The organism is Tyzzerella sp. An114 (assembly GCF_002161055.1).
GTDB classification, from domain to species: domain Bacteria; phylum Bacillota; class Clostridia; order Lachnospirales; family Anaerotignaceae; genus Fimicola; species Fimicola cottocaccae.
Window position 1 is genome coordinate 139820 of sequence record NZ_NFLT01000001.1, and the last position, 22271, is coordinate 162090.

The 22271-nt window shown below is 31.1% G+C and carries 15 protein-coding genes; 5 read left to right on the forward strand and 10 right to left on the reverse strand.

Annotated features, from left to right (window positions below; genetic code table 11):
* Nucleotides 1-95: 95 nt before the first annotated feature.
* Nucleotides 96-2837, forward strand: coding sequence for a transglycosylase domain-containing protein (locus B5E58_RS00625; protein ID WP_088107742.1), 2742 nt, complete (start codon nt 96-98; stop codon nt 2835-2837).
* A 51-nt stretch (nt 2838-2888) separates the two neighbouring features.
* Here the strand turns inward: B5E58_RS00625 and B5E58_RS00630 are convergent, their stop codons facing one another.
* From B5E58_RS00630 to B5E58_RS00640, 3 genes are all read right to left on the reverse strand, one after another.
* A complete protein-coding gene (locus tag B5E58_RS00630; RefSeq protein WP_158097626.1) occupies nt 2889-3362 on the reverse strand; it encodes a hypothetical protein in 474 nt (157 codons plus the stop codon).
* Between the two features lie 67 nt (nt 3363-3429).
* The gene (spoIVA, locus tag B5E58_RS00635; protein ID WP_088107744.1) at nt 3430-4908 is read right to left on the reverse strand and encodes a stage IV sporulation protein A; all 1479 of its coding nucleotides are present in this window, start codon (nt 4906-4908) and stop codon (nt 3430-3432) included.
* 79 nt (nt 4909-4987) lie between these two features.
* A complete protein-coding gene (locus B5E58_RS00640; protein WP_088107745.1) occupies nt 4988-6496 on the reverse strand; it encodes an S-layer homology domain-containing protein in 1509 nt (502 codons plus the stop codon).
* Between the two features lie 149 nt (nt 6497-6645).
* On the opposite strand from B5E58_RS00640, the gene B5E58_RS00645 reads away from it, so the two are divergent.
* Nucleotides 6646-7560: a DMT family transporter gene (locus tag B5E58_RS00645; protein ID WP_088107746.1), complete on the forward strand. Its 915-nt coding sequence runs from the start codon at nt 6646-6648 to the stop codon at nt 7558-7560.
* 40 nt (nt 7561-7600) lie between these two features.
* On the opposite strand, the gene B5E58_RS00650 is transcribed toward B5E58_RS00645, so the two are convergent.
* From B5E58_RS00650 to B5E58_RS00680, 7 genes are all read right to left on the reverse strand, one after another.
* Nucleotides 7601-10204 (reverse strand): calcium-translocating P-type ATPase, PMCA-type, encoded by a 2604-nt coding sequence (locus tag B5E58_RS00650; protein ID WP_088107747.1) that lies wholly within the window; start codon nt 10202-10204, stop codon nt 7601-7603.
* Between the two features lie 269 nt (nt 10205-10473).
* On the reverse strand, nt 10474-11607 hold the full coding sequence (locus B5E58_RS00655; protein WP_088107748.1) for a TolC family protein: 1134 nt from the start codon (nt 11605-11607) through the stop codon (nt 10474-10476).
* Nucleotides 11604-13067, reverse strand: a complete 1464-nt coding sequence (locus B5E58_RS00660; RefSeq protein WP_242956570.1) for a sensor histidine kinase — start codon at nt 13065-13067, stop codon at nt 11604-11606. The genes B5E58_RS00655 and B5E58_RS00660 overlap by 4 nt, the downstream gene beginning before the upstream one ends.
* Entirely contained in the window at nt 13054-13743 is a 690-nt protein-coding gene (locus B5E58_RS00665) for a response regulator transcription factor (RefSeq protein WP_088107750.1), read from the reverse strand. The genes B5E58_RS00660 and B5E58_RS00665 overlap by 14 nt, the downstream gene beginning before the upstream one ends.
* A 21-nt stretch (nt 13744-13764) precedes the next feature.
* Nucleotides 13765-14982 carry an ABC transporter permease gene (locus B5E58_RS00670; protein WP_088107751.1) on the reverse strand — a complete coding sequence of 406 codons (1218 nt, stop codon included), beginning with the start codon at nt 14980-14982 and terminating at the stop codon, nt 13765-13767.
* A complete protein-coding gene (locus B5E58_RS00675; RefSeq protein WP_330395576.1) occupies nt 14979-15692 on the reverse strand; it encodes an ABC transporter ATP-binding protein in 714 nt (237 codons plus the stop codon). The genes B5E58_RS00670 and B5E58_RS00675 overlap by 4 nt, the downstream gene beginning before the upstream one ends.
* 13 nt (nt 15693-15705) lie before the next feature.
* Nucleotides 15706-17301 (reverse strand): efflux RND transporter periplasmic adaptor subunit, encoded by a 1596-nt coding sequence (locus B5E58_RS00680; RefSeq protein ID WP_088107752.1) that lies wholly within the window; start codon nt 17299-17301, stop codon nt 15706-15708.
* Nucleotides 17302-17668: 367 nt separating this feature from the next.
* Here B5E58_RS00680 and B5E58_RS00685 point away from each other — a divergent pair, with 367 nt between their 5' ends.
* The 3 genes from B5E58_RS00685 (at nt 17669) to cls (ending at nt 22247) form a co-directional block, all read left to right on the forward strand.
* The gene (locus B5E58_RS00685) at nt 17669-18997 is read left to right on the forward strand and encodes an MATE family efflux transporter (protein WP_088107753.1); all 1329 of its coding nucleotides are present in this window, start codon (nt 17669-17671) and stop codon (nt 18995-18997) included.
* 93 nt (nt 18998-19090) lie between these two features.
* Nucleotides 19091-20653 (forward strand): Na+/H+ antiporter NhaC family protein, encoded by a 1563-nt coding sequence (locus B5E58_RS00690; RefSeq protein WP_088107754.1) that lies wholly within the window; start codon nt 19091-19093, stop codon nt 20651-20653.
* 70 nt (nt 20654-20723) lie between these two features.
* Complete coding sequence (gene cls / locus B5E58_RS00695; protein ID WP_088107755.1) at nt 20724-22247, forward strand: cardiolipin synthase; 1524 nt, start codon at nt 20724-20726, stop codon at nt 22245-22247.
* Nucleotides 22248-22271: the final 24 nt, after the last annotated feature.

A 22271-nucleotide genomic window follows, 5' to 3' on the forward strand; every position in this document is an offset into this window, starting at 1 on the left:
TTTTTTAGAAATATTCATAAATTCTTAAAATAAAAGTACTTTATATGTTATTTTGTATCTGTTATAATAACAGAGTATAAAGGAGGTTCCAACCTATGAATTATTCTCAGGACGGAAAAAAACGTCAGACAAACAGTAATAAAAAGAAGAAGAAAAAAAGAAAAAAGAATAGTATAGGACGTGTAATTTTAAGAATATTCCTTATCCTATTTATAGTAGGAATTTTTGCCGTAGGTGGTGCATTTTTAGGTGCATATATGGGAATTATCGAAAATACAGGTTCTATAAATACTGCTGACATAACTCCGGGTTCATATAACTCCACAATTTACGACCAACAGGGTAATGAGATTGATACCCTTCATGGTGACGAAAACCGTGAATATGTAAAACTGGAATATATACCGGAAGATTTACAGCATGCTGTTATAGCCATTGAGGACGAGCGTTTTTACAGTCATAGCGGTATTGATATTAAAGGTATAATGCGTGCCTTTGTTGTCAATATCAAAGAGAGAAACTTCTCTCAAGGTGCTAGTACATTAACTCAACAGCTTATTAAAAACAATGTACTTAACAAAAGAGAAAAAACAATAATAAGAAAAATAAAAGAACAGTATCTTGCTGTTGTATATGAAAAAGAGTTTGAAAAACAGTTAGGTTCAAAAGAAGCTGCAAAAGATTATATTCTTGAGCTTTATTTAAACTCAATACCATTAAATCATGGACTTTATGGTGTTGAAGCAGCAGCAGAGTTTTATTTTGGAAAGAGTGTAAGTGAACTTAATCTTGCTGAGAGTGCTTGTATAGCAGGTATCACTCAGAACCCATCAAAATATTCACCAGTAAGTCATCCTGATTTTAACAGAGAAAGACAACTTACTGTACTTCAAAAAATGCTTGAGCAAGGATATATAACTCAAGAGGAATATGACGAAGCCGTAAATGATGATATTTATTCAAGAATTGTAGGAAAAAGTAGTGAAGGCTACACAGAAGCTCTTCACAGTTATTTTGTAGATGCTCTCATTGTTGAAGTAGCAGAGGACCTTGTGGAAGAAAAGAACATGACAGAAAAACAAGCCTACGACCTTATATACAGTGGTGGTCTTCAAATTACATCAACAGTTGATACAAATATGCAAAATATAATGGAAGAAGCCTATATGGACGACTCTCTTTTCCCTCCTAAGGGAAACACTCTTGATGTTGAGTATACTATATCTGTAAAACCGATAGACGGTGAAGAACAAACTCACCATACAAAACGTACAACTGTAAAGACAAGAGAAGAAGCGGAAGCCTTTGCAGAACAAGTTAAAGCCGAAGTTTTAAATGATACAAATGAAATGGTTCTTGATAAACTTACAATAACAGAGTCATTACAGTCTGCTATGGTTATAATGGACTATCACACAGGACAGGTTAAAGCTCTTGTGGGAGGACGAGGACAGAAACCAGGTGACCTTGTATTTAACAGAGCAACTGATGCTTATCGTTCACCAGGTTCAAGTTTCAAACCTTTAGCAGTTTATGGTCCAGCCATAGACATGGGACTTTTAACACCTAATTCAATACTTATAGATGAGCCTTACACAATAAACGGCTATTCTCCAAGAAACTGGAACGGAACATTTTTAGGTGCTGTAACAGTTAGAGAAGCTATAAGAGACTCTATGAACGTTGTAGCAGTAAAAACTCTTGTGGAAGATGTTGGAGTTGATAATGCTTATAACTATCTTTTAAAATTCGGATTTACATCACTTGTTGAAGATGACAAAGTTCCTTCAATGGCTCTTGGTGGTCTTACAAACGGTGTTTCTGTACTTGAAATGACAGCTGCATATTCAGCAATAGCAAATGATGGTGTATATAATGAACCTATATTCTACACAAAGATACTTAACCATGATGGTGAAGTTCTCCTTGAAAAAGAACCTGAAAGTCATACTGTATTGAAGAAATCAACAGCTCTTATGCTCACTGACATGATGCAAGATGTTATTACAGGTGGAGGAAGTGCAACAGGTCGTTTAGCAAACTTCCAAAACATGGATATGCATATAGCCGGAAAAACAGGTACAACAAATGATAATAAAGACCTTACTTTTGTAGGATATACACCTTATTACTGTGCCGGTATATGGCTTGGATATGATATCCAAAAATCAATGACTTATGATAAGAGTTATCATCTCATACTTTGGAGAGAAGTTATGGAAAAAGTCCATGAAGGATTGCCAGATAAAGCCTTTGAAAGAGCTAATATACCTAATGTAAGTACAGAAGAAAAAGAAGAACCAGACAAACTTTGTACTGTTTCAGGTAAAAAAGCTATACCAGGAGTTTGTGAACTTGACTATTTCAATTCAGGTTCTGTTGTTGCAAGTGGCGATATTCCTTCAGAAACTTGTGATATACACAAAATATATCGTATAGATACATCAACAGGAATGATAGCAAATGAATATTGTCCTGCTGATAGTGTAAAGAGTGTTGCTCTTGCTGTTGACGGAAGTGGTAATGTTATAAATTCACCAAACGGTATGAATGTAAACAATGTATGTACAACTCATACTGCTGATAATACTCCTCCTAGCGATGAAGACCTTTTCATTCCGGGAGAAGAAAATAATACTGAAAATGGTGAAAATCAAAATAATAATAACGAAAATAACAACAATACTGAAAATAATAATTCTAATAATAACAGTAACAACAGCAATAACAATAACTCTAATAATACTGAAACTACTCCGAAACCTCCCGAACCGGATGAAACTATACCTGAGAATACAGATGATGGTATGGATGACAATCTTTTCATACCGTCATAAATATGTTTTAATAAATAAAGGGATAATCTTTTGATTATCCCTTTTTGTTATTTATAATTTAATATCTATATCATTATTTACATTTATAAAATATGAAAAATCTTTATCAGACAATTCAAGTATAACCTGTTTCCCACTGTCATTTATAACTTTTATTCCGCCTTCAACAGATTTTATATCATATTTTTTGCCTTTAGTAAAACCTCCTGATGAATTATTGCAATAAACAAAAGATTTTGTATCACTAATAACACTAACTATTTTTTTACCCAATGTAAATTTCCAATAAACAGGATTTTCTATTGTTGGATAATCTTTTTTTGCTCTAGCTTTAAGTTCATCATTTGTGTATACTTCGCCCTTATTTATAAGCTCATCAAGATATTTCAATGTAGCAACAGGTATACGTTTTGTCCACATATATCCTTCTTGTCTTGTTATAAGTTGTATACACTTTCCGTCGTCAAGTATAATATCATTTTCATTAACATCAAAATTGTACTTTCCAAATACCAACACTATCACCTCATATAAAATTATACCATAAAAATAAAGGTTTCCCGCAATATATACGAAAAACCTTTATAATATACTAAAGTATTATACATATAAGTCCGCCGCTGCCTTCATTAACTATTTTCTGTAAAGTTTCTTGAAGTTTAAGCTGAGCGTCCTCTGGCATTCTATAAATTTTATTTTGCATACCCTCATTTACCATAGAATTTAATGTCCTTCCAAAAATATTAAGCTCCCATATTTTTTCCGGATTTTCATCATACTCTTTAAGTATATTATCAATAAACTCTTTTGATTGTTCCTCACTGCCTATTATAGGGCTCACTTCTGTCTCAATATCAGCTTTCACCATATGTATTGACTCGCCTTTTGCCTTAAGTTTTATTCCAAATCTTTGACCTTGTTTAAATACTTCCGGCTTTTCAAGTTTTATATCATCAAATACAGGAGAAACAATACCATAGCCTTTTCTTTTCACATCAATAAGAGCCTGCTCTATTTTATCATACTCTTTTTTAACATCAGAAAGCATTTTTATTTTTGATATAAGGCTACAATCGTCCTCAATATCCATTCCTGTTGTCTCGCTTATAATTTTATAGAAAAGACTGTCATCAAGGGCAATATCAATATCAGCAGTGCCCTTTCCCGGCTCTATTGAATTTATATAAGATTTTTTTACATAACTGTTTTCTCCAAAACTTTCAGCAAAATTTTTAATATCCCTAAGTTTATCAACAGTATACATTATATTTCTTACACTTTTTATAATATCGCTTTTAAGCCAATGGTCATCACTTAAAGACTGTACCCAATTAGGTATATTCATTTTTATTTCCCTTACAGGAAATTCATAAAGTATATTTTCAATAATCTCTTTTATATCCTCTGTTTTAAGGGAGGCACAGTTTACAGGTAAAACAGGCACATTATATTTTTCATGCATTTCATTTGCCATTTCTTTCGTATTTTCAGAATAAGGCTTTGATGAATTTAAAAGTACAACAAAAGGCTTTTTCATCTCTCTAAGTTCATTTATTACTCTTTCTTCTGCCTCCTCATAGTTTTCCTTTGGAATATCTGTAACAGTTCCGTCAGTAGTTATAACTATACCAATTGTGGAATGTTCTGTGATAACTTTTTTTGTTCCCATTTCAGCCGCCTGTGTAAAAGGCATAGGATTTTCAGACCACGGTGTATTTACCATTCTAGGTTCATCACCGTCAAGATAACCTTCTGAGCCGGGGACAATATAGCCTACACAGTCAATAAGCCTTACTTTAAATTTTGTATTATCATTTATATTTATCTCTATTGCTTCATTGGGAACAAATTTAGGCTCTGTTGTCATTATAGTTCTTCCTGCTGAAGATTGGGGAAGCTCATCTCTCGCCCTATCCTTTGTATATGTATTTTCAATATTTGGCAAAACGTAAAGCTCCATAAATCTTTTTATAAATGTAGATTTTCCCGTTCTAACAGGTCCAACTATACCAAAATATATATCTCCACCTGTTCTTTCTGCTATATCCTTGTAAATATCATACTGTTCCATAGATTATTAATCCTCCTTGAAATGTATCCCTACAATTAAAATATATGCAGTAAAAAACAGGCATATTCAAAATATTTAATTACTTATTTATAACAACAAAAGCCTCTCCTAAAGTCATATAACTTTTAGGCATCATTTTTCCGTTTCTTCCAGTCATAATATTTTTATCAATACAATATAAAACTGCATCTTTATATTTATCATTACATTCATTGTAATCTAAAATACGTGATGATATAGAATTGTCTGTATCATAATCAGCATAATTTAAATTTAATAAGCCCTCTGAACAGTAAATCAAAAAGGCTGCTTCCTCACGAGTTATATAATCATCAGGTCTAAAATTTTTTCCAAAAAATTTATCCATAACAGAGTTTAACTCAATATACTGTTCTGGTGTATATTTATCTTTTACAACTTTTTTAATAAATCCGCCTATATCCTTATTATATTTATAATCTAATGGAACATCATTAAAATCATTTGTAGCTACTTTATCACAACCCATTTTATTTGAAAGCCAGTATACAAACTCACCTCTTGTTACAGGTAAATCAACATTTATACTGTCTCCCATTTTATAATCAACAGCACCTATTTTTAAAAGATTTAAAAAGCTGTCTTTTGACCAATGTTTAGATATTTCACTATTATTATTTATATAATTTATAGTTTCTGTTGTAAGATTGTTGTTATCTTTTTTGAGATTTAAAGTATAGTTTCCATTTGATTTCATACTCTTATATGACAAAAGACAATTTATAACTAAAGATTTTGTTTCATTATCATATATAATTTTATTTGTATTGTAAGTGTTATATATATAATCCAAAACATCAACACCATTAACAGAAAGTCTTTCATCTTTTAAACAGTCAATACCGTTTGAACAAAGGGCTGTTGCTGCTATTGATATTTCATTTATGTTATTTTTATTGGCTGTGTACATTTTTTCAATATTTTTATCAATAAAACTTTTAACTTCAGGTATATCGCTGAAATTGGATAAAACAATCAATGCTTTTCCAAGGGTATTTATATCTTTATAATCATAATTTAATATATAATTTATACTGTTTTCTTTCAAATCTGTTCTTTCATAGTTTCCTAAATTTAAAGCATATAAAACTGTACAAACTGTTTCAATTCCTTCATTTTTTATTGTGTCAAAATCAGAAAGTTTTTCTATTAAGTTATATCCACCTATACAAGTTGCATCTCTCCCAGAATTTGTTGAATGCATTATCATTTGGGCGATTGTTTTATTACTGTCATCTTTAAAATCTCCCTTTTTGTCATTTATATATTTTCTCATTTCATAATAATACACATCATGATAAATATTGATACCTCGGTTTATAATTATATCATATCTTGCATTTAATACAGCATTGGCAATATTAATGTCTTCAATTTTGAAATCTCTCAAAGTCTCACCATTTTCCATAGCAATTTCAGAAACCTTTTTTGAGATATCGTTTAGGTATAACCTATCACTTTCACCTTCCATTCCATAGACATTTAAAGAGCCTACCAAAAACACCATAACTAAAAATAATGATATAACATTTTTAAACAATTTTTTCATAAAATCCCTCCTTTATACATTACTGACGCCTTTTAAAATTATTATGTTTCAAAATTATATAAAAATTTTTAAAATATTTGATATATATTAAATGTAATGATATACTTGTCTTAATTTTCACTTTTACATTTTAAGGGGGACATAATTATATGCAGTCAAAAAATATATTTGGTCATATATTGGCAGCTATAACAGTTATTGTTTGGGGTACAACATTTATATCAACAAAAGTTTTATTAAAAGATTTTAACCCTGTTGAAATACTTTTCTTTAGATTTATAGCTGGATTTATTGCACTTTTTATTGCTTATCCAAAATTTTTAAAGATTAAAAACATAAAAGAAGAAATTTTATTTATAGGTGCAGGACTTACAGGTATATGTCTTTACTATCTTTTAGAAAACATAGCACTTACATATACAATGGCTTCAAATGTAGGTGTAATAGTTGCTGTATCACCATTTTTTACAGCTATTTTATCTCATATATTCCTTAAAGGTGAGGAACATCTCAAAATAAGCTTCTTTTTAGGATTTTTATTTGCCATAACAGGAATATTTATTATAAGTTTCAATGATCAACAGCTTTCATTAAATCCAAAAGGAGATATTTTAGCTGTTTTGGCAGCTCTCGTTTGGGCAATATATTCTATAATAACAAGAAAAATAGGAGCTTTGGGATACAACACAATACAGACAACAAGACGTACTTTCTTTTATGGTATAATATTTATGATACCTGTTGTAATGTTTTCTGATTTCTCAATGGATTTACAATTAATAATAAAACCTGTAAACTTGTCAAATCTTATATTTTTAAGTTTTGGGGCTTCAGCCGCTTGTTTTGTCACATGGAACTGTGCTGTAAATATTTTAGGTGCATTAAAGACAAGTATTTATATATATGCAATACCTGTAATAACAATAGTTACATCTGTAATAATACTACATGAAAAAATAACACCTATGGCTATTATAGGAACAATACTTACTCTCATGGGACTTTTAATATCAGAAAGTAAAATACCTTTTATAAAATTCAAAGAGAAAAAACCGCAGTTATAAAAACTGCGGCTTTTTTAATAATTTTTAACATCTTTTAACATTATTTAATTTTACATATAACAAATTTTATAATCTGATTTACAACAAATGTAAGGAGTGATATTCCGTATATTGTCAAAATAAGATTTGTGCTTAAAGGAGTTATCTCAAAAAGTCCAAAAAGTGCAGGAACTAAAAGTACAATATTTAAGAGTATAAAACCTACAAAGAAAGCACCCCAAATATAAATATTGTTAAACATTTTATTTGTAAATATTACAGGTTCTTTTGACTTACAGTTGAAACCATGTATAAGTCTTGAAAGACAGAGTGTAGAGAATGCCATAGTCATTGCTCCACCAGCACCTAAAGCATTTAATCCCACATAGTAAGCTGCCATTGTACCTATACATATAACAATACCTTCTCTTACAACATCAATTATAAAATCTTTTGTAAGTATAGACTCATTTACAGGACGTGGCTTATTTTTCATAACTGATTTTGAATGAGGTTCAACACCTAAAGCTATGGCAGGCAAACTGTCTGTAAGAAGGTTTATAAAGAGAAGATGAACAGGTGCAAAAGGAACTGCAAGACCTGCCAATGAAGCATATAAAACAGCAAGTATACCGGCTGTATTACCTGAAAGCAAGAATTTTATTGAGTTTTTGATATTTATATAAAGATTTCTTCCGTTCTCAACAGCCTTAACTATTGTTGCAAAGTTATCATCAGCAAGAACAACATCTGCTGCATCTTTTGCAACTTCACTTCCTGTTATACCCATAGCAACACCAATATCAGCCTGTTTTAAAGCTGGGGCATCGTTTACACCGTCACCAGTCATGGCAACTATATTTCCTCTATTCTGCCAAGCTCTAACTATTCTTATTTTATGTTCTGGAGAAACTCTGGCATAAACAGATATTTTATCAACATAATTTTGAAGTTCTTCATCTGTCATTTTATCAATTTCAGCACCATCAACAGCTTCACTCTCATTTTTAATTATTCCAATTTCTTTTGCTATGGCTGCCGCTGTGACTTTATGGTCACCTGTAATCATAACAGGTCTTATTCCAGCACTTATACACTCTGATACAGCATCTTTTGACTCAACTCTTGGAGGGTCCATCATTGATATTAAACCTACAAATATCATATTGTTTTCATCATCAAGACCTATATTTTCATTATCAACATATTTTTTAGCAAAGGCAAGAACTCTAAGACCGTTTTTTGAGAAGTTTTCATTTATTTTTGAAACTTCATTTTTATCCTCATCAGTAATATCTACAATCTCACCATTTTTTACTATATATTTAACTCTGTTCATTAAAACATCAACAGCACCTTTTGTAATCATTGTTTTATTGCCATCAACAACATTTACTGTTGACATGAGTTTTCTATCAGAGTCAAAGGCAATTTCTCCAATTCTTGGATAATTCTTTCTAGCTTCAATATAGTCATAACCGTATTTTTCACCAAAATTAATTAGAGCTATTTCAGTTGGGTCACCTATTTCATTTCCATCTTTATTTTCAGCATCATTACAGAGCATTGACATATAAAGTATTTCTCTTTCATCTTTATTTGAGAAATCTGATTTATCTTCATCAATAACAGTGTTATTTACAGAATATTTTTTGACAGTCATTTTATTCTGTGTCAAAGTACCTGTTTTGTCAGAACATATAATTGATACACTTCCAAGACCTTCAACAGCGTGAAGTTTTCTTACTATGGCATTTTCTTTTGCCATTTTCTGAGTACCAAAAGATAAAACTATTGTAACAATAGAGCTTAAAGCCTCTGGAATAGCTGCAACAGCAAGGGCAACAGCAAACATAAAGGCATCAATAACCTCATCACCTCTCACAATACTTACAGCAAAGAGTATACCGCATATTATAAGTATTATAATTGAGAGTTTTTTTCCGAAGTTATCCAAATTCTGTTGAAGTGGAGTTTTCTTTGTCTTTGTATCTTTCAAAAGTTTAGCAACTTTTCCAAGTTCAGTGTCCATTCCTGTTCCTGTAACAACAAATTCGGCTCTACCGTATGTTACAAAGCTTCCTGAGAATACCATATTTTTTCTATCTCCCACAGGAACTTCACCAGAAATTTCACAATCCTCTTTTTCAACACTTATTGATTCACCAGTTAATGAGCTTTCATCAACTTTTATATTATAGTTTTCAAGTATACGACCATCGGCACATATATAGTCACCAGCTTCAGCAATAACTATATCTCCGGGAACAACATCTTTTGAATCAATACTTATTTTCTCTCCATCTCTTATAACTTTAGCAATAGGAGATGAAAGAGCCTTAAGACTTTCAAGGGATTTATCAGCTTTTATCTGCTGAACTGTTCCAAGGATAGCATTCATTGTGATTACTACAAATATTACAGCAGAGCTTTCAATATCTCCTAAAAAGGCTGATATTACAGCGGCAGCAATAAGTATTATTACAAGAAAGTCTGTGTACTGTTCAAGGAATATTTTTAATACACTCTTTTTTTCTCCCTCTTGTATTTCATTTTTGCCATACTTTTCAAGTCTTTTTACTGCCTCTTTTGATGAAATACCATTTTTTTGTGTTTCAAATTCATTTAGTATCTTTTCTTTTTCATAATTATAATAATCTTTCATAAAAGCACCTCTCTTTTTTAGTATTTACATTTTTAGCTTAAAAATTTAATTTATGTACATAAAAATTTTAAAAAAAAAGACTTTTGATATGATTATAAAACCATATCAAAAGTCTTGTAACCTTAATTAAGGCATATACCACCAGATAAAACACATAAATTCTTATCGGGTATGTTGATGGTATATTTGCACTACTCCCTTTTAATATCAAAATATATTCATTTGATGTAAGGTATTTTATCATTAAAAAAAATCTTTGTCAATAACAATTACAATAAATTTACATTCTCAAACTGTTTTATATTTTGGCTATGCTGATATATTTGTTCTATAATAGTGTTTTCCATTTCAGCCACTTGATTTTCAGCCTGTAAAAGCTCTATTTCTGATATAGAGCCTATATCATATTTAAGTTTTGCAATTTCAAGATTTTTGTTTAAATCAGAAAGTTGTTTTTTATTGTTTTCAATACTTGTCTCAAGGGATTTTATTGTATTATAAAGATTTACAATCTGATTTTCCATATTCTCTTTCATATCAGAAAGACTCATTTCTGATGTGGAAACACTGTTTTCAGCCTGCATAAGTGAAACTGTTGTACCTGTATCACTTACCTGTTCAACAACATAAGATTGTTTTGTAACTTGCAAATTTCTCTCTGCATTTTTTACTGAAACTGACTCTAATGTTCTAGCCTCTGCATAAGTCTCAATAGATGTTTCAATCTCTAAAGGATTATATTCAACATCAATTAAAATATTATATTCCTTTGATGTATCACTCTCACCTATTATTATATTAAGATTTTTAAAGGCATTTTTAAGATTTGTTTTCTGTGTTTCAATACTTTCTTTTGATTTTTCAAAACTACTTTCAGCTTCATTTAATTCCTGCTTAGATAAAAGTCCCATATTATATTTAGCTCTTGAAATATTTAAGTTTTTCTCCTGAATATCAATATTTCTTTCACTGATTTCAATATCTCTTTCAAGATTTAAAATCTCAATAAAAGATTGTTCCATTTCATAGGCTATTTTTTGCTCAGTTACAGCCTTTTCTTCCTCTGAATTCTTATATGATGTCTGATTTTTTATAAGACTTAAAATACTTTGAAGTCCATTTGAACCTGTATTATAATCAACTGTATTTTGTGAACTTTCAAGCTGTTTTTCAGAAACCTCAAGAGAAAGATTTGCTGTTTTAAGCTCTGTACTATTTTTAAGTGCCATTTCAGTAGCTGTATCTATATCAAGATTTTCTCTTGTGTCATTTGATGTGATTTCAAGTTCATTTACAAATGAAAATACATTGGTACTTTCTAAAGTTTCATCAGCACCAAAAACAGTTATATTAGAAAACATACAGCTTAGAGCCATAACAACTACAAGTAACTTTTTTTTCATATTCCGCCTTCTTTCATATCATCAAGAGGAAATTTATTTATAAAAACACTTCCCTCACCAATTTTACTTTTCACTTCTATTTCACCATTATTATTTTCAATTATCCATTTTGCTATTGAAAGACCAAGTCCTGTTCCTGGTATATCTTTATTTCTTGATTTATCAGCTCTATAAAATCTATCAAATATATTTTTCAAATCGCTTTCATCAATTCCAATTCCATTATCTTCTATATCAAAATATCCATATTTTTCATCTTTATATATTCTAAAAGTAATTTTTCCATTATCCTTTGTATATTTTATTGCATTTTCAGCATATATCCAAACAAGCTGTTTTATAAGGTCACTGTCAGCAAAAATATGAACATCTTCCCCTCTCTCAAAGACAATTTCTTTTCCCGTCTCCATAACTTCTATATCTTTTACAATATCAGATACTACATCATTTAAAATTATGTGTTCTTTCTTTACATTAACTGTCTTTCTGTCACTTCTGGCAAGGAAAAGAAGTTTTTTTACAAGCTCTGACATATGCTCTGTCTCACTTATTATAGAGTCGATAGACTCCTGAAGAACAACAGGGTCTGTTTTCCCCCATCTATTCATCAAAGAGGCATATCCTTGTATAACACTTATAGGAGTTCTAAGTTCATGGGAAGCATCAGAAACAAACTGAATTTGACTTTTAAAAGAACTCTCCAATCTATCTATCATTGAATTAAATGTTATAGAAAGCTCTTTAAGCTCATCATCTGGACCATCAATAGATATTCTCTGGCTCAAATCTTCAACAGATATTCTCTCAGCAGTTGTTCTTATATTATTAACAGGCTTAAGCATTACACTGCTTATATATCTTGCAAGAAGAAAAGCAATAAGTATTCCAAAAAAATCCATGGCAATAAGTTTTATTGTTAAAACAGTCATATATTTTCTATCATCTATATTTTCTGTAAAAACATCTATTCTATAATTTCTGCCATTATCCATATATTCATCATTTAAAAGCATATATTCTGTATCACCAATATATATCATTTTAAAATCATCATTTCTCTTTGCTGGCTCTTTTGGTACAGCTGAAGAATTTTTTATATAATCATTTTCAGGAAAATTACTTGTCTGTTGAACATTATCATCTAAATCTTTTACCATAAAAGAAGGCATTTCAAATTTTTTAACCATGTCTGTAATATCTGTTACAGTGGCAAAGACAGATTTATTTTTAAGAGCTTCCTCCATGCCTTCGTCAGTCAATGTATCATTTTCAGATATATATTGTTTAATGTCAGATACTGCTTCATCAAGCTCATTTTTAACTATACTTTGACTTATATTTGAGGCATTACTCCAAAGTATAGCACTTATTATTATTATTGTTATTGAAAACATACTGCCATAGAGGAGTGTGACTCTTTTGGCTATGGTCATGTTTTTAAAAATTTTAATCTTCTTCATCTTTAACAATATATCCCACTCCTCTTACGGTATGTATATATTTTATATCGTAAACTTCATCAAGCTTTGAGCGAAGATATCTGACATAAACATCAACAACATTAGTCTCTCCCATATATGTATATCCCCAAACAGAATTCAATATCTGTTCTCTTGAGAGCACTATATTTTTATTTCTTACAAGGTATAAAAGAAGCTCAAATTCTTTTTTTGTAAGGTCGATTATATCAGAGTCAACCTTTACAATTCTTTTATCTGCATCAACTGTAAAATTTCCAACGGTTATTATATTTTTCTCATCTTCTTTTTTTATACTGTGCTTAAGGGCAACTCTCATTCTCGCAAGAAGTTCCTCTATGGCAAAAGGTTTTGTCAAATAATCATCAGCACCACTGTCCAATCCTGAAACTTTATCCATAACTTCATCTTTTGCAGTAAGCATTATTATTGGAACATCAGATGTTTTTCTTATTCTTCTACATATCTCTATGCCATTAAGACCTGGAAGCATAAGGTCAAGAAGAATAAGGTCAAATTTTCCAGAAAGAAATGTTTCAAGTCCTTCTCTTCCATTATGAACAACTGTAACATCATAGCCCTCATATCTGAGTTCCAACTCAACAAATCTTGCCAATTTAACTTCATCTTCTATAATTAAAACCCTTACACTATCCATAAAAATTACCTCTTTTCAAAATTATTCATATCTTAAAGCCTCAATAGGGTCAAGCTTTGCCGCTTTATTTGCAGGAGTAACACCAAATATTATACCTATTGCCATTGAAATTCCAACAGCAACAATTATTGATGTTATAGACATAACCGGCTCTATATCAACAATATTTCCTACAATAACAGCACCTATATATCCAAAGAAAAGACCTAAAAGTCCTCCTGTACCTGTAAGTATAACAGCCTCAGCAATAAACTGTATTCTTATATCTTTGTTTTTTGCACCTATTGATTTTCTTATACCTATTTCTCTTGTTCTTTCTGTAACGGTAACCATCATGATGTTCATAACACCTATGCCACCTACAAGGAGAGATATTCCAGCAACAAAACTTATGAAAAGAGTTACATAAGAAAGTATTGAATTTATACTTTCAACCATTTCAGCAGAATCCTGTATATAATATTTATCTTGATTATTATGCTCTTTCTCAAGAACAGATGTTATAATCATTTTCATATAATCAAGATTGTCTGTATCCTCTGTAAGAACCTTAAATCCAAGTACATAATCAACTCCGTAAAGTTTCATAGCTGTACTTATAGGTATCAATACAGTTTCAGGATATTCATCACTATATGCTGTTTCTGTACTGGCATTTGTATTTTCAACTATTCCTATTACAGAAAATTTGCTTGTTCCTTTCCAAGTTTTTAATGAAATCTGTTCTCCTATAACATCTTCAGACACTTTTCCAAAAACTTTTAAAGCTGTAGTGTCATTTATAACAGCCACATTAGTTTTCATATCAACATCGTTTTTTGAAATATATCTTCCATAAAGTATGTTAGGATTATCTATATATTGTAAATCATAAGTAACACCGCTTACAGAAGCACTTTTTGTCTCTTTAGGGTCAAGAAGTTTTATATATGTATTGCTACCACTATAATTAGGTGAAACATATGAAACTCCCTCTATATCCTTTAAAATCTCATAGTCATCCATTGTAAGCATATCTCTTGTCTCTATATCTGTTGATGTTGTCATGCTTACAGTCAAACTTCCTGCGGAAAAAGACTCAAACTCCTCCTCTATGGCAGCTTGACTTCCATTTCCTATTGAAACAATAAGTATTACCGAACTTATACCTATAATTATACCAAGCATGGTAAGTATTGTCCTCATCTTGTTTGAAAAAACATTTCTGAAAGAGGATTTTATACATTCATATATATTCAATTAACTCCCTCCCCAGCTATTGTTCTTTCAAGAACAGGAGCATCACTTATTATATTTCCGTCTTTAAAAGTAACTATTCTCTTTGTATATGTGGCAACATCAGGCTCATGAGTAACCATAACTATTGTTGTTCCTTCATCATTAAGTTTTTGAAAAATTTCCATAATCTCAAAAGTTGATTTTGAGTCAAGATTTCCCGTAGGCTCATCAGCCATTATTATTGCTGGGTCATTTACAAGAGCTCGTGCTATTGCAACTCTCTGTCTTTGACCTCCTGAAAGTTCATTAGGCTTATGATTTATTCTCTTTTCAAGACCAACTTTTTTTAAGGCTTCTTTTGCTCTTTCATGACGTACTTTTATAGGTACATTGGCATATACCATAGGAAGTTCAACATTTTCAATAGCTGTCATTTTAGGAAGAAGGTTAAAGGACTGAAAAACAAAGCCTATTTTTTTATTTCTAACATCAGCAAGTTTTGAGTCATTATATTTTGATACATCCTCACCTTCAAGAAAATACAATCCCTTAGTTGGACTATCAAGACAACCTAAAATATTCATCATTGTAGATTTTCCAGAACCACTACTGCCCATTATAGAAACAAACTCACCTTCAGATACAGTAAGATTTATATTGTTTAATGCTGTAACGGACAATTCACCCTGATTATACTGTTTATATATATTTTCAAGTCTCAGCATTTCCATAAACAAAACCTCCTTATCTCATTCCGCCTCTGCCACCACCTGAAGGCATTCCTCCACCAGCTGGCATTCCTCCAGAAGGCATTCCTTGCATACTAGCACCGCCCATATTTTCCATAATTGAGCTTTCCTGTTCTTCATTGCTATTGACTGTTATTTCAGTCTTATAATCTGACAGAGAAGTTCCCTCTTTCATGTCATCAGCTATTGTCTCAACAATCTTTTCACCTTCTGAAAGACCACTTACAAGCTCAACATACATATCACTATATGTTCCAAGTTCAACAGTTGTTTTTTCAAGAATATCATTTTCATTAACTGTATATACAAATGTGTTTCCCTCATCATCTTTACTTACAGAGGATATAGGAATATAGCTTACGTCAGAAAGGTCTTCTGTTATTATCTCAATATCAAAACTTATTCCTGGCATAACTCTTTCATCTGGGTCATCCATATGTATAACAACAGGTACAACTGTTTCTTCACCACTAAATGTACCCTGTGAAGAAGCAACAGGTTCAATTTTTCTTACTGTACCTGTATAAACTTTACCTTCAATACCGTCTGATGTTATTTCAACTTTCTGTCCAACTTTTATATTTGATATGTCATACTCTGATATAGATGCATCAAGGTCAATATTTGTAAGGTCTGCAATAGTCATCATTACTGTACTATCTGTCAACATCTGACCTTCAACAGCATTACATTCTATTACTGTTCCTGATATTGGGCTGTATGTTGCATCTGTAAGTTTATTGATATCTTCCTGAGCTTCATCAATACTTATCTGGGCTGTTTCAAGAGAATTTTTTTGTTTTTCATAGTTATTAGCATTTGATGAGTCAGAAAGTTTGTCTGTACCTGTTTGTAAATTCAAATTAGCTTTTTCAAGATTAAGTTCAAGGGACTCAAGGGAATTTTCAAGAGCAGTTTTTGACTGTTTCATCTCCTCTAAACTTGTAAGTGCATCTTCATAAGCATTTTTTGAACTATCAAGAGTATCCTTACTTATTCCTCCCAATTCATAGAGTTTTTCATTATTTTCCATTGTTGTTTTTGTAGTCTCAAGGTCTCTCTCTGCTTGAGCTATTTTGGTCTCTGTGTTTTGTATTTCTGTTTTTGTATCATCAATATTTTTTTGTGCTGAAATAACTTGATTTTGTAAATCTATAAGCTCTGCACCTGTTGCCGGTTCTGCTATTTCATTGAGGGATATTAAAGCATTATCATAGTTTATCTGAGCTTGTTTAAGTTTGTTTTCAAGCTCCTTTTTTGTATCTGCAATATCATATGTTACAAGAAGCTGCCCTTCTTCTACTTGGTCACCAACCTCAACAAAAACTTCATCAACTTCCTGTGAAAGCTCTATAAATATAGAGTTTTCGTCTGCCGCTCTGGCTGTTCCTGTTGCAGAAACTCTTTTACTTAAATCACCTTTTTGCACTGTTGTTGAAGGTATTCTCTCAATAACCTGTGAAGATGTTTTTGCTTTTACAGAATAAAAAGATACTCCACCTACTGCTATAATACATACAATAGCTACTATTTTCTTTTTGTGCTTTATAAAATTAAACATACCTTTAAAAACATTAAATTTCAGCTTCAAATAATTCACTCCCTTAGATATTTTCTGTTCAATTAGAATTACAACTAAATTTTATGTTTCTATTTTTAATTAATCCTTTGTTTAAAATTAAAAAATGATTAGAAACCATTTAAAATTTTTTACTATAAAAATATTCATAATTGTAAATACTAACCCACAAAAAATAATACTTCAGTATACAAACAATTATATAGCTACATAATCAATATATATTTTGTCCACTTATATATTATATGCACAAAAAATGTCGTTTTTTATCACTATAAAACAATATAAATTTTTCTTGCATATGAAATGTTTTAAGAGCAATATATAGAGTATTGGCTATCAAAATATTAACTACATATTTTAAGGAAAGGAAATTTTTATGTTTACAAGAAAAGATATTATAAAGCTCATAATTCCTCTTATTGTAGAACAAATTTTACTTATGACAATAGGTATGGCTGACACAATAATGGTTGCAGGAGTTGGTGAGGAAGCAGTTTCTGCTGTTTCAGTAGTAGACTCAATAAATATTCTTCTGATAAACGTTTTTACAGCACTGTCAACAGGTGGTGCAGTTGTTGCTGCTCAATTTTTAGGAAGACGTGATTTTAAAAATGCTTCTATTGCAGCAAAACAACTTATAATGGTATCAGCAGGTTTTTCACTTTGTATAATGGCTATATGTCTTTTAGGAAATTCATTTATACTTCACATTTTGTTCGGAAATATGGATGAGTCTGTAATGAAAGACTCCATAACATACTTTGCAATATCAGCTCTTTCTTATCCATCTTTAGCTTTATATAATTCTGGAGCGGCTATATTTAGAGCTATGGGTAACAGTAAAGTATCTATGATAAATTCCCTTATAATGAACATAGTAAACATAACAGCAAACTACACATTTATATACATATTTGATATGGGTGTTGCTGGTGCAGCTTTAGGTTCTCTCATAGCACGTACTGTAAGTGCTGTATGTGTAATAACACTTTTAAAATTCTCAAAGGGTGATATAAGAATTAAAAAACTCTTTAAGTTTGACCCTAATTTAATTGTAATAAAAAATATACTTTCAATAGGTATACCAAACAGTATTGAAAACAGTATGTTTCAGATTGGTAAAATTATAGTTCAAGGTCTTGTTGTATCTTTTGGAACATCAGCCCTTGCAGCAAATGCAGTTGCTGGAAGTATTGCAAATATAGCTATAATACCGGGAATGGCTGTTGGACTTTCTATGATTACTGTTGTAGGTCAATGTGTTGGAGCTCAAAGATTTGATGAAGCAAAAAAATATATTAAAATACTCACTTTAGTTTCAATAGCATCTATGACAATAGTAAATATTCCTGTTGCACTTTCAACGAATATTATAGTTTCAGTATATAAGCTGACAGCAGAAACAGCTATGATGACAGAAAAAATAATAATATATCACAGTATATGTGCAATAGTAATATGGGCAATATCATTCACTCTTCCAAATGGTCTTCGTGCTGCAAACGATGTAAAATTTACAATGATTGTAGCAACAATATCAATGTGGGTATTTAGAATAGCTTTTAGTTACGTTTTATGTGTATACATGAATATGGGTGTATTTGGTGTATGGGTTGCCATGACAATAGACTGGTTGTTTAGAGCAATAGTTTTTACAATAAGATATTTCAGTGGAAAATGGAAAAACAAGGCACTTATAGGATAAAATAATAAATAAATTGAATATAACTTTGTTTTATGATATTATATATATAATTTTTTACTTATCATCAATAAAAAATTTTAAAGGGGTGTATTTATGGAAGCTATAAATGTAGGAATTCTCTCATTACTTCCACCTATCATAGCCATTGGTCTTGCCCTTGCTACAAAAGAGGTAATATCATCACTTATAATAGGTATTGTTTCCGGAACATTTATTTATGCAATCAATACAGCAGACGGTTTTATAGGTGTAACTGTAAAAACCGCAGACGTTGCCATGAGCCTTATGGCTGAAAAACTTGCCGGCAACACAGCAATAGTATTATTTCTTGCCATGCTTGGAGCTCTTGTTGTTGTAATAACAAAAGCAGGTGGTTCAAGAGCTTATGGTAACTGGGCAAGTACAAAAATAAAATCTCGTGTAGGTGCATCTTTAGCAACTTCAGCTCTTGGTGCTCTTATATTCATTGACGACTATTTCAACTGTCTTACAGTAGGTACAGTTATGCGTCCTGTTACAGACAAACAGAGAATATCTCATGCAAAACTTGCATATCTCATTGACGCCACAGCTGCTCCTATATGTATTATAGCTCCTGTCTCATCATGGGCTGCTTCTGTTATATCACAGATGGCAGACACAGGACTTAACGGTATGGAAGCTTTTATACAGTCAATACCTTTTAACTTCTATGCACTTTTGACAATAGTTATGATTGTTGTTCTTTCCTGTACACAGCTTGACTTTGGTCCTATGGAAAAATTTGAAGTTCATGCACAGGAAACAGGTGACCTTGATTTTGTTCAGAGAGGTTCATCAATATCAACACCAGCTGACGAAATGAGCCAGCTTAGAATTTCAGAAAAAGGTCGTGTTTTTGACCTTTTAATACCTATATTCGCACTTATTATATTCTCAATATTATCAATGCTTTATGTTGGTGGATATTTTGAAGGTGGAATGTCAATAGCAGACGGTTTCGGTAACACAGATGCCGGCCCAGCTTTAGCACTTAGTAGTTTTGCTTCTTTAATAGTAGCTTTCCTCTTATTCGTTCCACGTAGAATTCTTGGTTTTAGAGAATTTATGGAAGGTATTGGAGAAGGTGTAAAATCAATGTGTGGTGCTATAATAATACTTACACTTGCATGGACAATAAGCGGTGTATGTAGAGACCTTTTAAGCACAGGAGAATATGTTGGTGACGTTGTTGCTCATTCAAATATGCCTACTGTTCTTATACCTGCTATAATATTTGTTGTTGCAGCTTGTTTAAGTTTCTCAATGGGTACTTCATGGGGTACATTTGGTATTCTTATACCTATCATAGCTGAGGTTTGTTCAAGAGTTGCTCCAGAACTTACTATTATCTCACTTTCAGCTACTCTTGCAGGTTCTGTTTTAGGTGACCACTGTTCTCCTATATCAGACACAACAATACTTTCATCTGCCGGTGCTTCATGTAACCATATAGACCATGTTTCAACACAGATACCTTACGTTATACTTGTTGGTTTCTGTTGTCTTATAGGTTATATAATTGCCGGAATAACAAAGAGTCTTATATTATCATTGGGAACATCTCTCATAATACTTATAATTCTTCTTGTTATACTTCATAGAAGGTCAGACAAAAAACTTGGTATTTCAAAATAAAAAAATTCAAACGCAGGTTTTATTTTAACCTGCGTTTTATTTTTAAATAAAAAATTGGAGGTGATTTTTTATGAAACAGATTATAAAATTTATTACAGGTAGACTTTTTATAATAAGTTTTTCAATTTTATTTCAATTATCTGTTTTATTTACACTTATATGGAATTTAAGCAACTATTTTGTATATATATATGCCGGATTTATGATAATAAGTGTAATAATTGTTTTATGGATTATAAATAACAATTCAAATCCTTCAACAAAACTTCCATGGATTGTTCTTATACTTTTGTTTCCTATATTTGGTGGTATATTTTACATAATATTCGGAAAACACAGACATAGAAAAGGTTACAGAATAAAAACAGAACAGTCTAATAAAAAGTTTATAGAAAATGCAGGTAAAGACAACGGAATAATAGATGAAATTGAAAAAATAGATATTCAAACAGCTAATCAATGCAGATATATATATAAATACTCTTGGATACCACCTTTTAAAAATACTGAAAGTACATATCTTTCACCAGGAGAAGTAAAGTTTGAACATATGCTTAAAGAGCTTGAAAAAGCTGAAAAATTTATTTTCCTTGAATATTTTATAATAGAAGAAGGAAAAATGTGGAACAGTATTTTGGAAATACTTGAAAGAAAAGCAAAAGAAGGTCTTGATGTAAGAGTTATGTTTGATGACCTAGGTTGTATAAACACACTTCCTTACAAATACAATGAAAAACTTAAAAAAATGGGCATAAAATGTGTTGTTTTCAATCCATTCACACCGGCACTTTCAAGGGCTATGGACCACAGAGACCACAGAAAAATTACTGTAATTGACGGAAAAGTAGCTTTTAATGGTGGTATAAATCTTGCCGATGAATATATAAACGAATATGAAAAACATGGTCATTGGAAAGATGCTGCTGTTATGATAAAAGGTGAAGCTGTATGGGGTTTTACTCTTATGTTTCTTCAAAATTGGAATTTTTATTGTCCTGAGGATGATGACTATACAAAATTTAAAAGTCATACAGAAAATAAAAGTGATGGATATATTCAACCTTTTATGGACACACCTCTTGACAATGAACTTTTATCAGAGACAGTTTATATGAATATAATAAACACAGCTTGTAAATATATTTATATAAACACACCATATTTAATAGTTGACCATGAAACCGTCACAGTTCTTTTAATGGCAGCAAAAAGAGGCGTTGATGTGAGAATTGTCACACCTCATATACCTGACAAGAAATTTGTTCATATTATAACAAGAGCTTACTATCCTATACTTATAGAAGCCGGAGTTAAAATATATGAATATACACCGGGATTTATACACTCAAAAACATTTTTAGCTGACGACACAACAGGAGTTGTTGGAACAATAAATCTTGATTACAGAAGTTTGTATCATCATTTTGAGTGTGGAACATTCATATATAAAGCTGAATGTCTAAAAGACCTTAAAAAAGACTATATTGAAACACTTAAAATCTGTACTCCTATAACATATGATTTCTGTACAAATGTTTCTTTACCAACTCGATTGGCTAGAGCTATTTTAAGAATATTTGCACCTCTTATGTAATAAAAAAAGGTTTCGAAAAATTTT

Excerpts from the sequence above, each read along its gene's own strand:
- B5E58_RS00650 (WP_088107747.1), bottom strand. The coding sequence starts at position 10,204 with ATGAAAGATTATTATAATTATGAAAAAGAAAAGATACTAAATGAATTT.
- spoIVA (WP_088107744.1), bottom strand. The coding sequence starts at position 4,908 with ATGGAACAGTATGATATTTACAAGGATATAGCAGAAAGAACAGGTGGA.
- B5E58_RS00655 (WP_088107748.1), bottom strand. The coding sequence starts at position 11,607 with ATGAAAAAAAAGTTACTTGTAGTTGTTATGGCTCTAAGCTGTATGTTT.
- B5E58_RS00675 (WP_330395576.1), bottom strand. The coding sequence starts at position 15,692 with ATGGAAATGCTGAGACTTGAAAATATATATAAACAGTATAATCAGGGT.
- B5E58_RS00685 (WP_088107753.1), top strand. The coding sequence starts at position 17,669 with ATGTTTACAAGAAAAGATATTATAAAGCTCATAATTCCTCTTATTGTA.
- B5E58_RS00640 (WP_088107745.1), bottom strand. The coding sequence starts at position 6,496 with ATGAAAAAATTGTTTAAAAATGTTATATCATTATTTTTAGTTATGGTG.
- B5E58_RS00660 (WP_242956570.1), bottom strand. The coding sequence starts at position 13,067 with ATGAAGAAGATTAAAATTTTTAAAAACATGACCATAGCCAAAAGAGTC.
- cls (WP_088107755.1), top strand. The coding sequence starts at position 20,724 with ATGAAACAGATTATAAAATTTATTACAGGTAGACTTTTTATAATAAGT.
- B5E58_RS00690 (WP_088107754.1), top strand. The coding sequence starts at position 19,091 with ATGGAAGCTATAAATGTAGGAATTCTCTCATTACTTCCACCTATCATA.
- B5E58_RS00665 (WP_088107750.1), bottom strand. The coding sequence starts at position 13,743 with ATGGATAGTGTAAGGGTTTTAATTATAGAAGATGAAGTTAAATTGGCA.
- B5E58_RS00645 (WP_088107746.1), top strand. The coding sequence starts at position 6,646 with ATGCAGTCAAAAAATATATTTGGTCATATATTGGCAGCTATAACAGTT.
- B5E58_RS00625 (WP_088107742.1), top strand. The coding sequence starts at position 96 with ATGAATTATTCTCAGGACGGAAAAAAACGTCAGACAAACAGTAATAAA.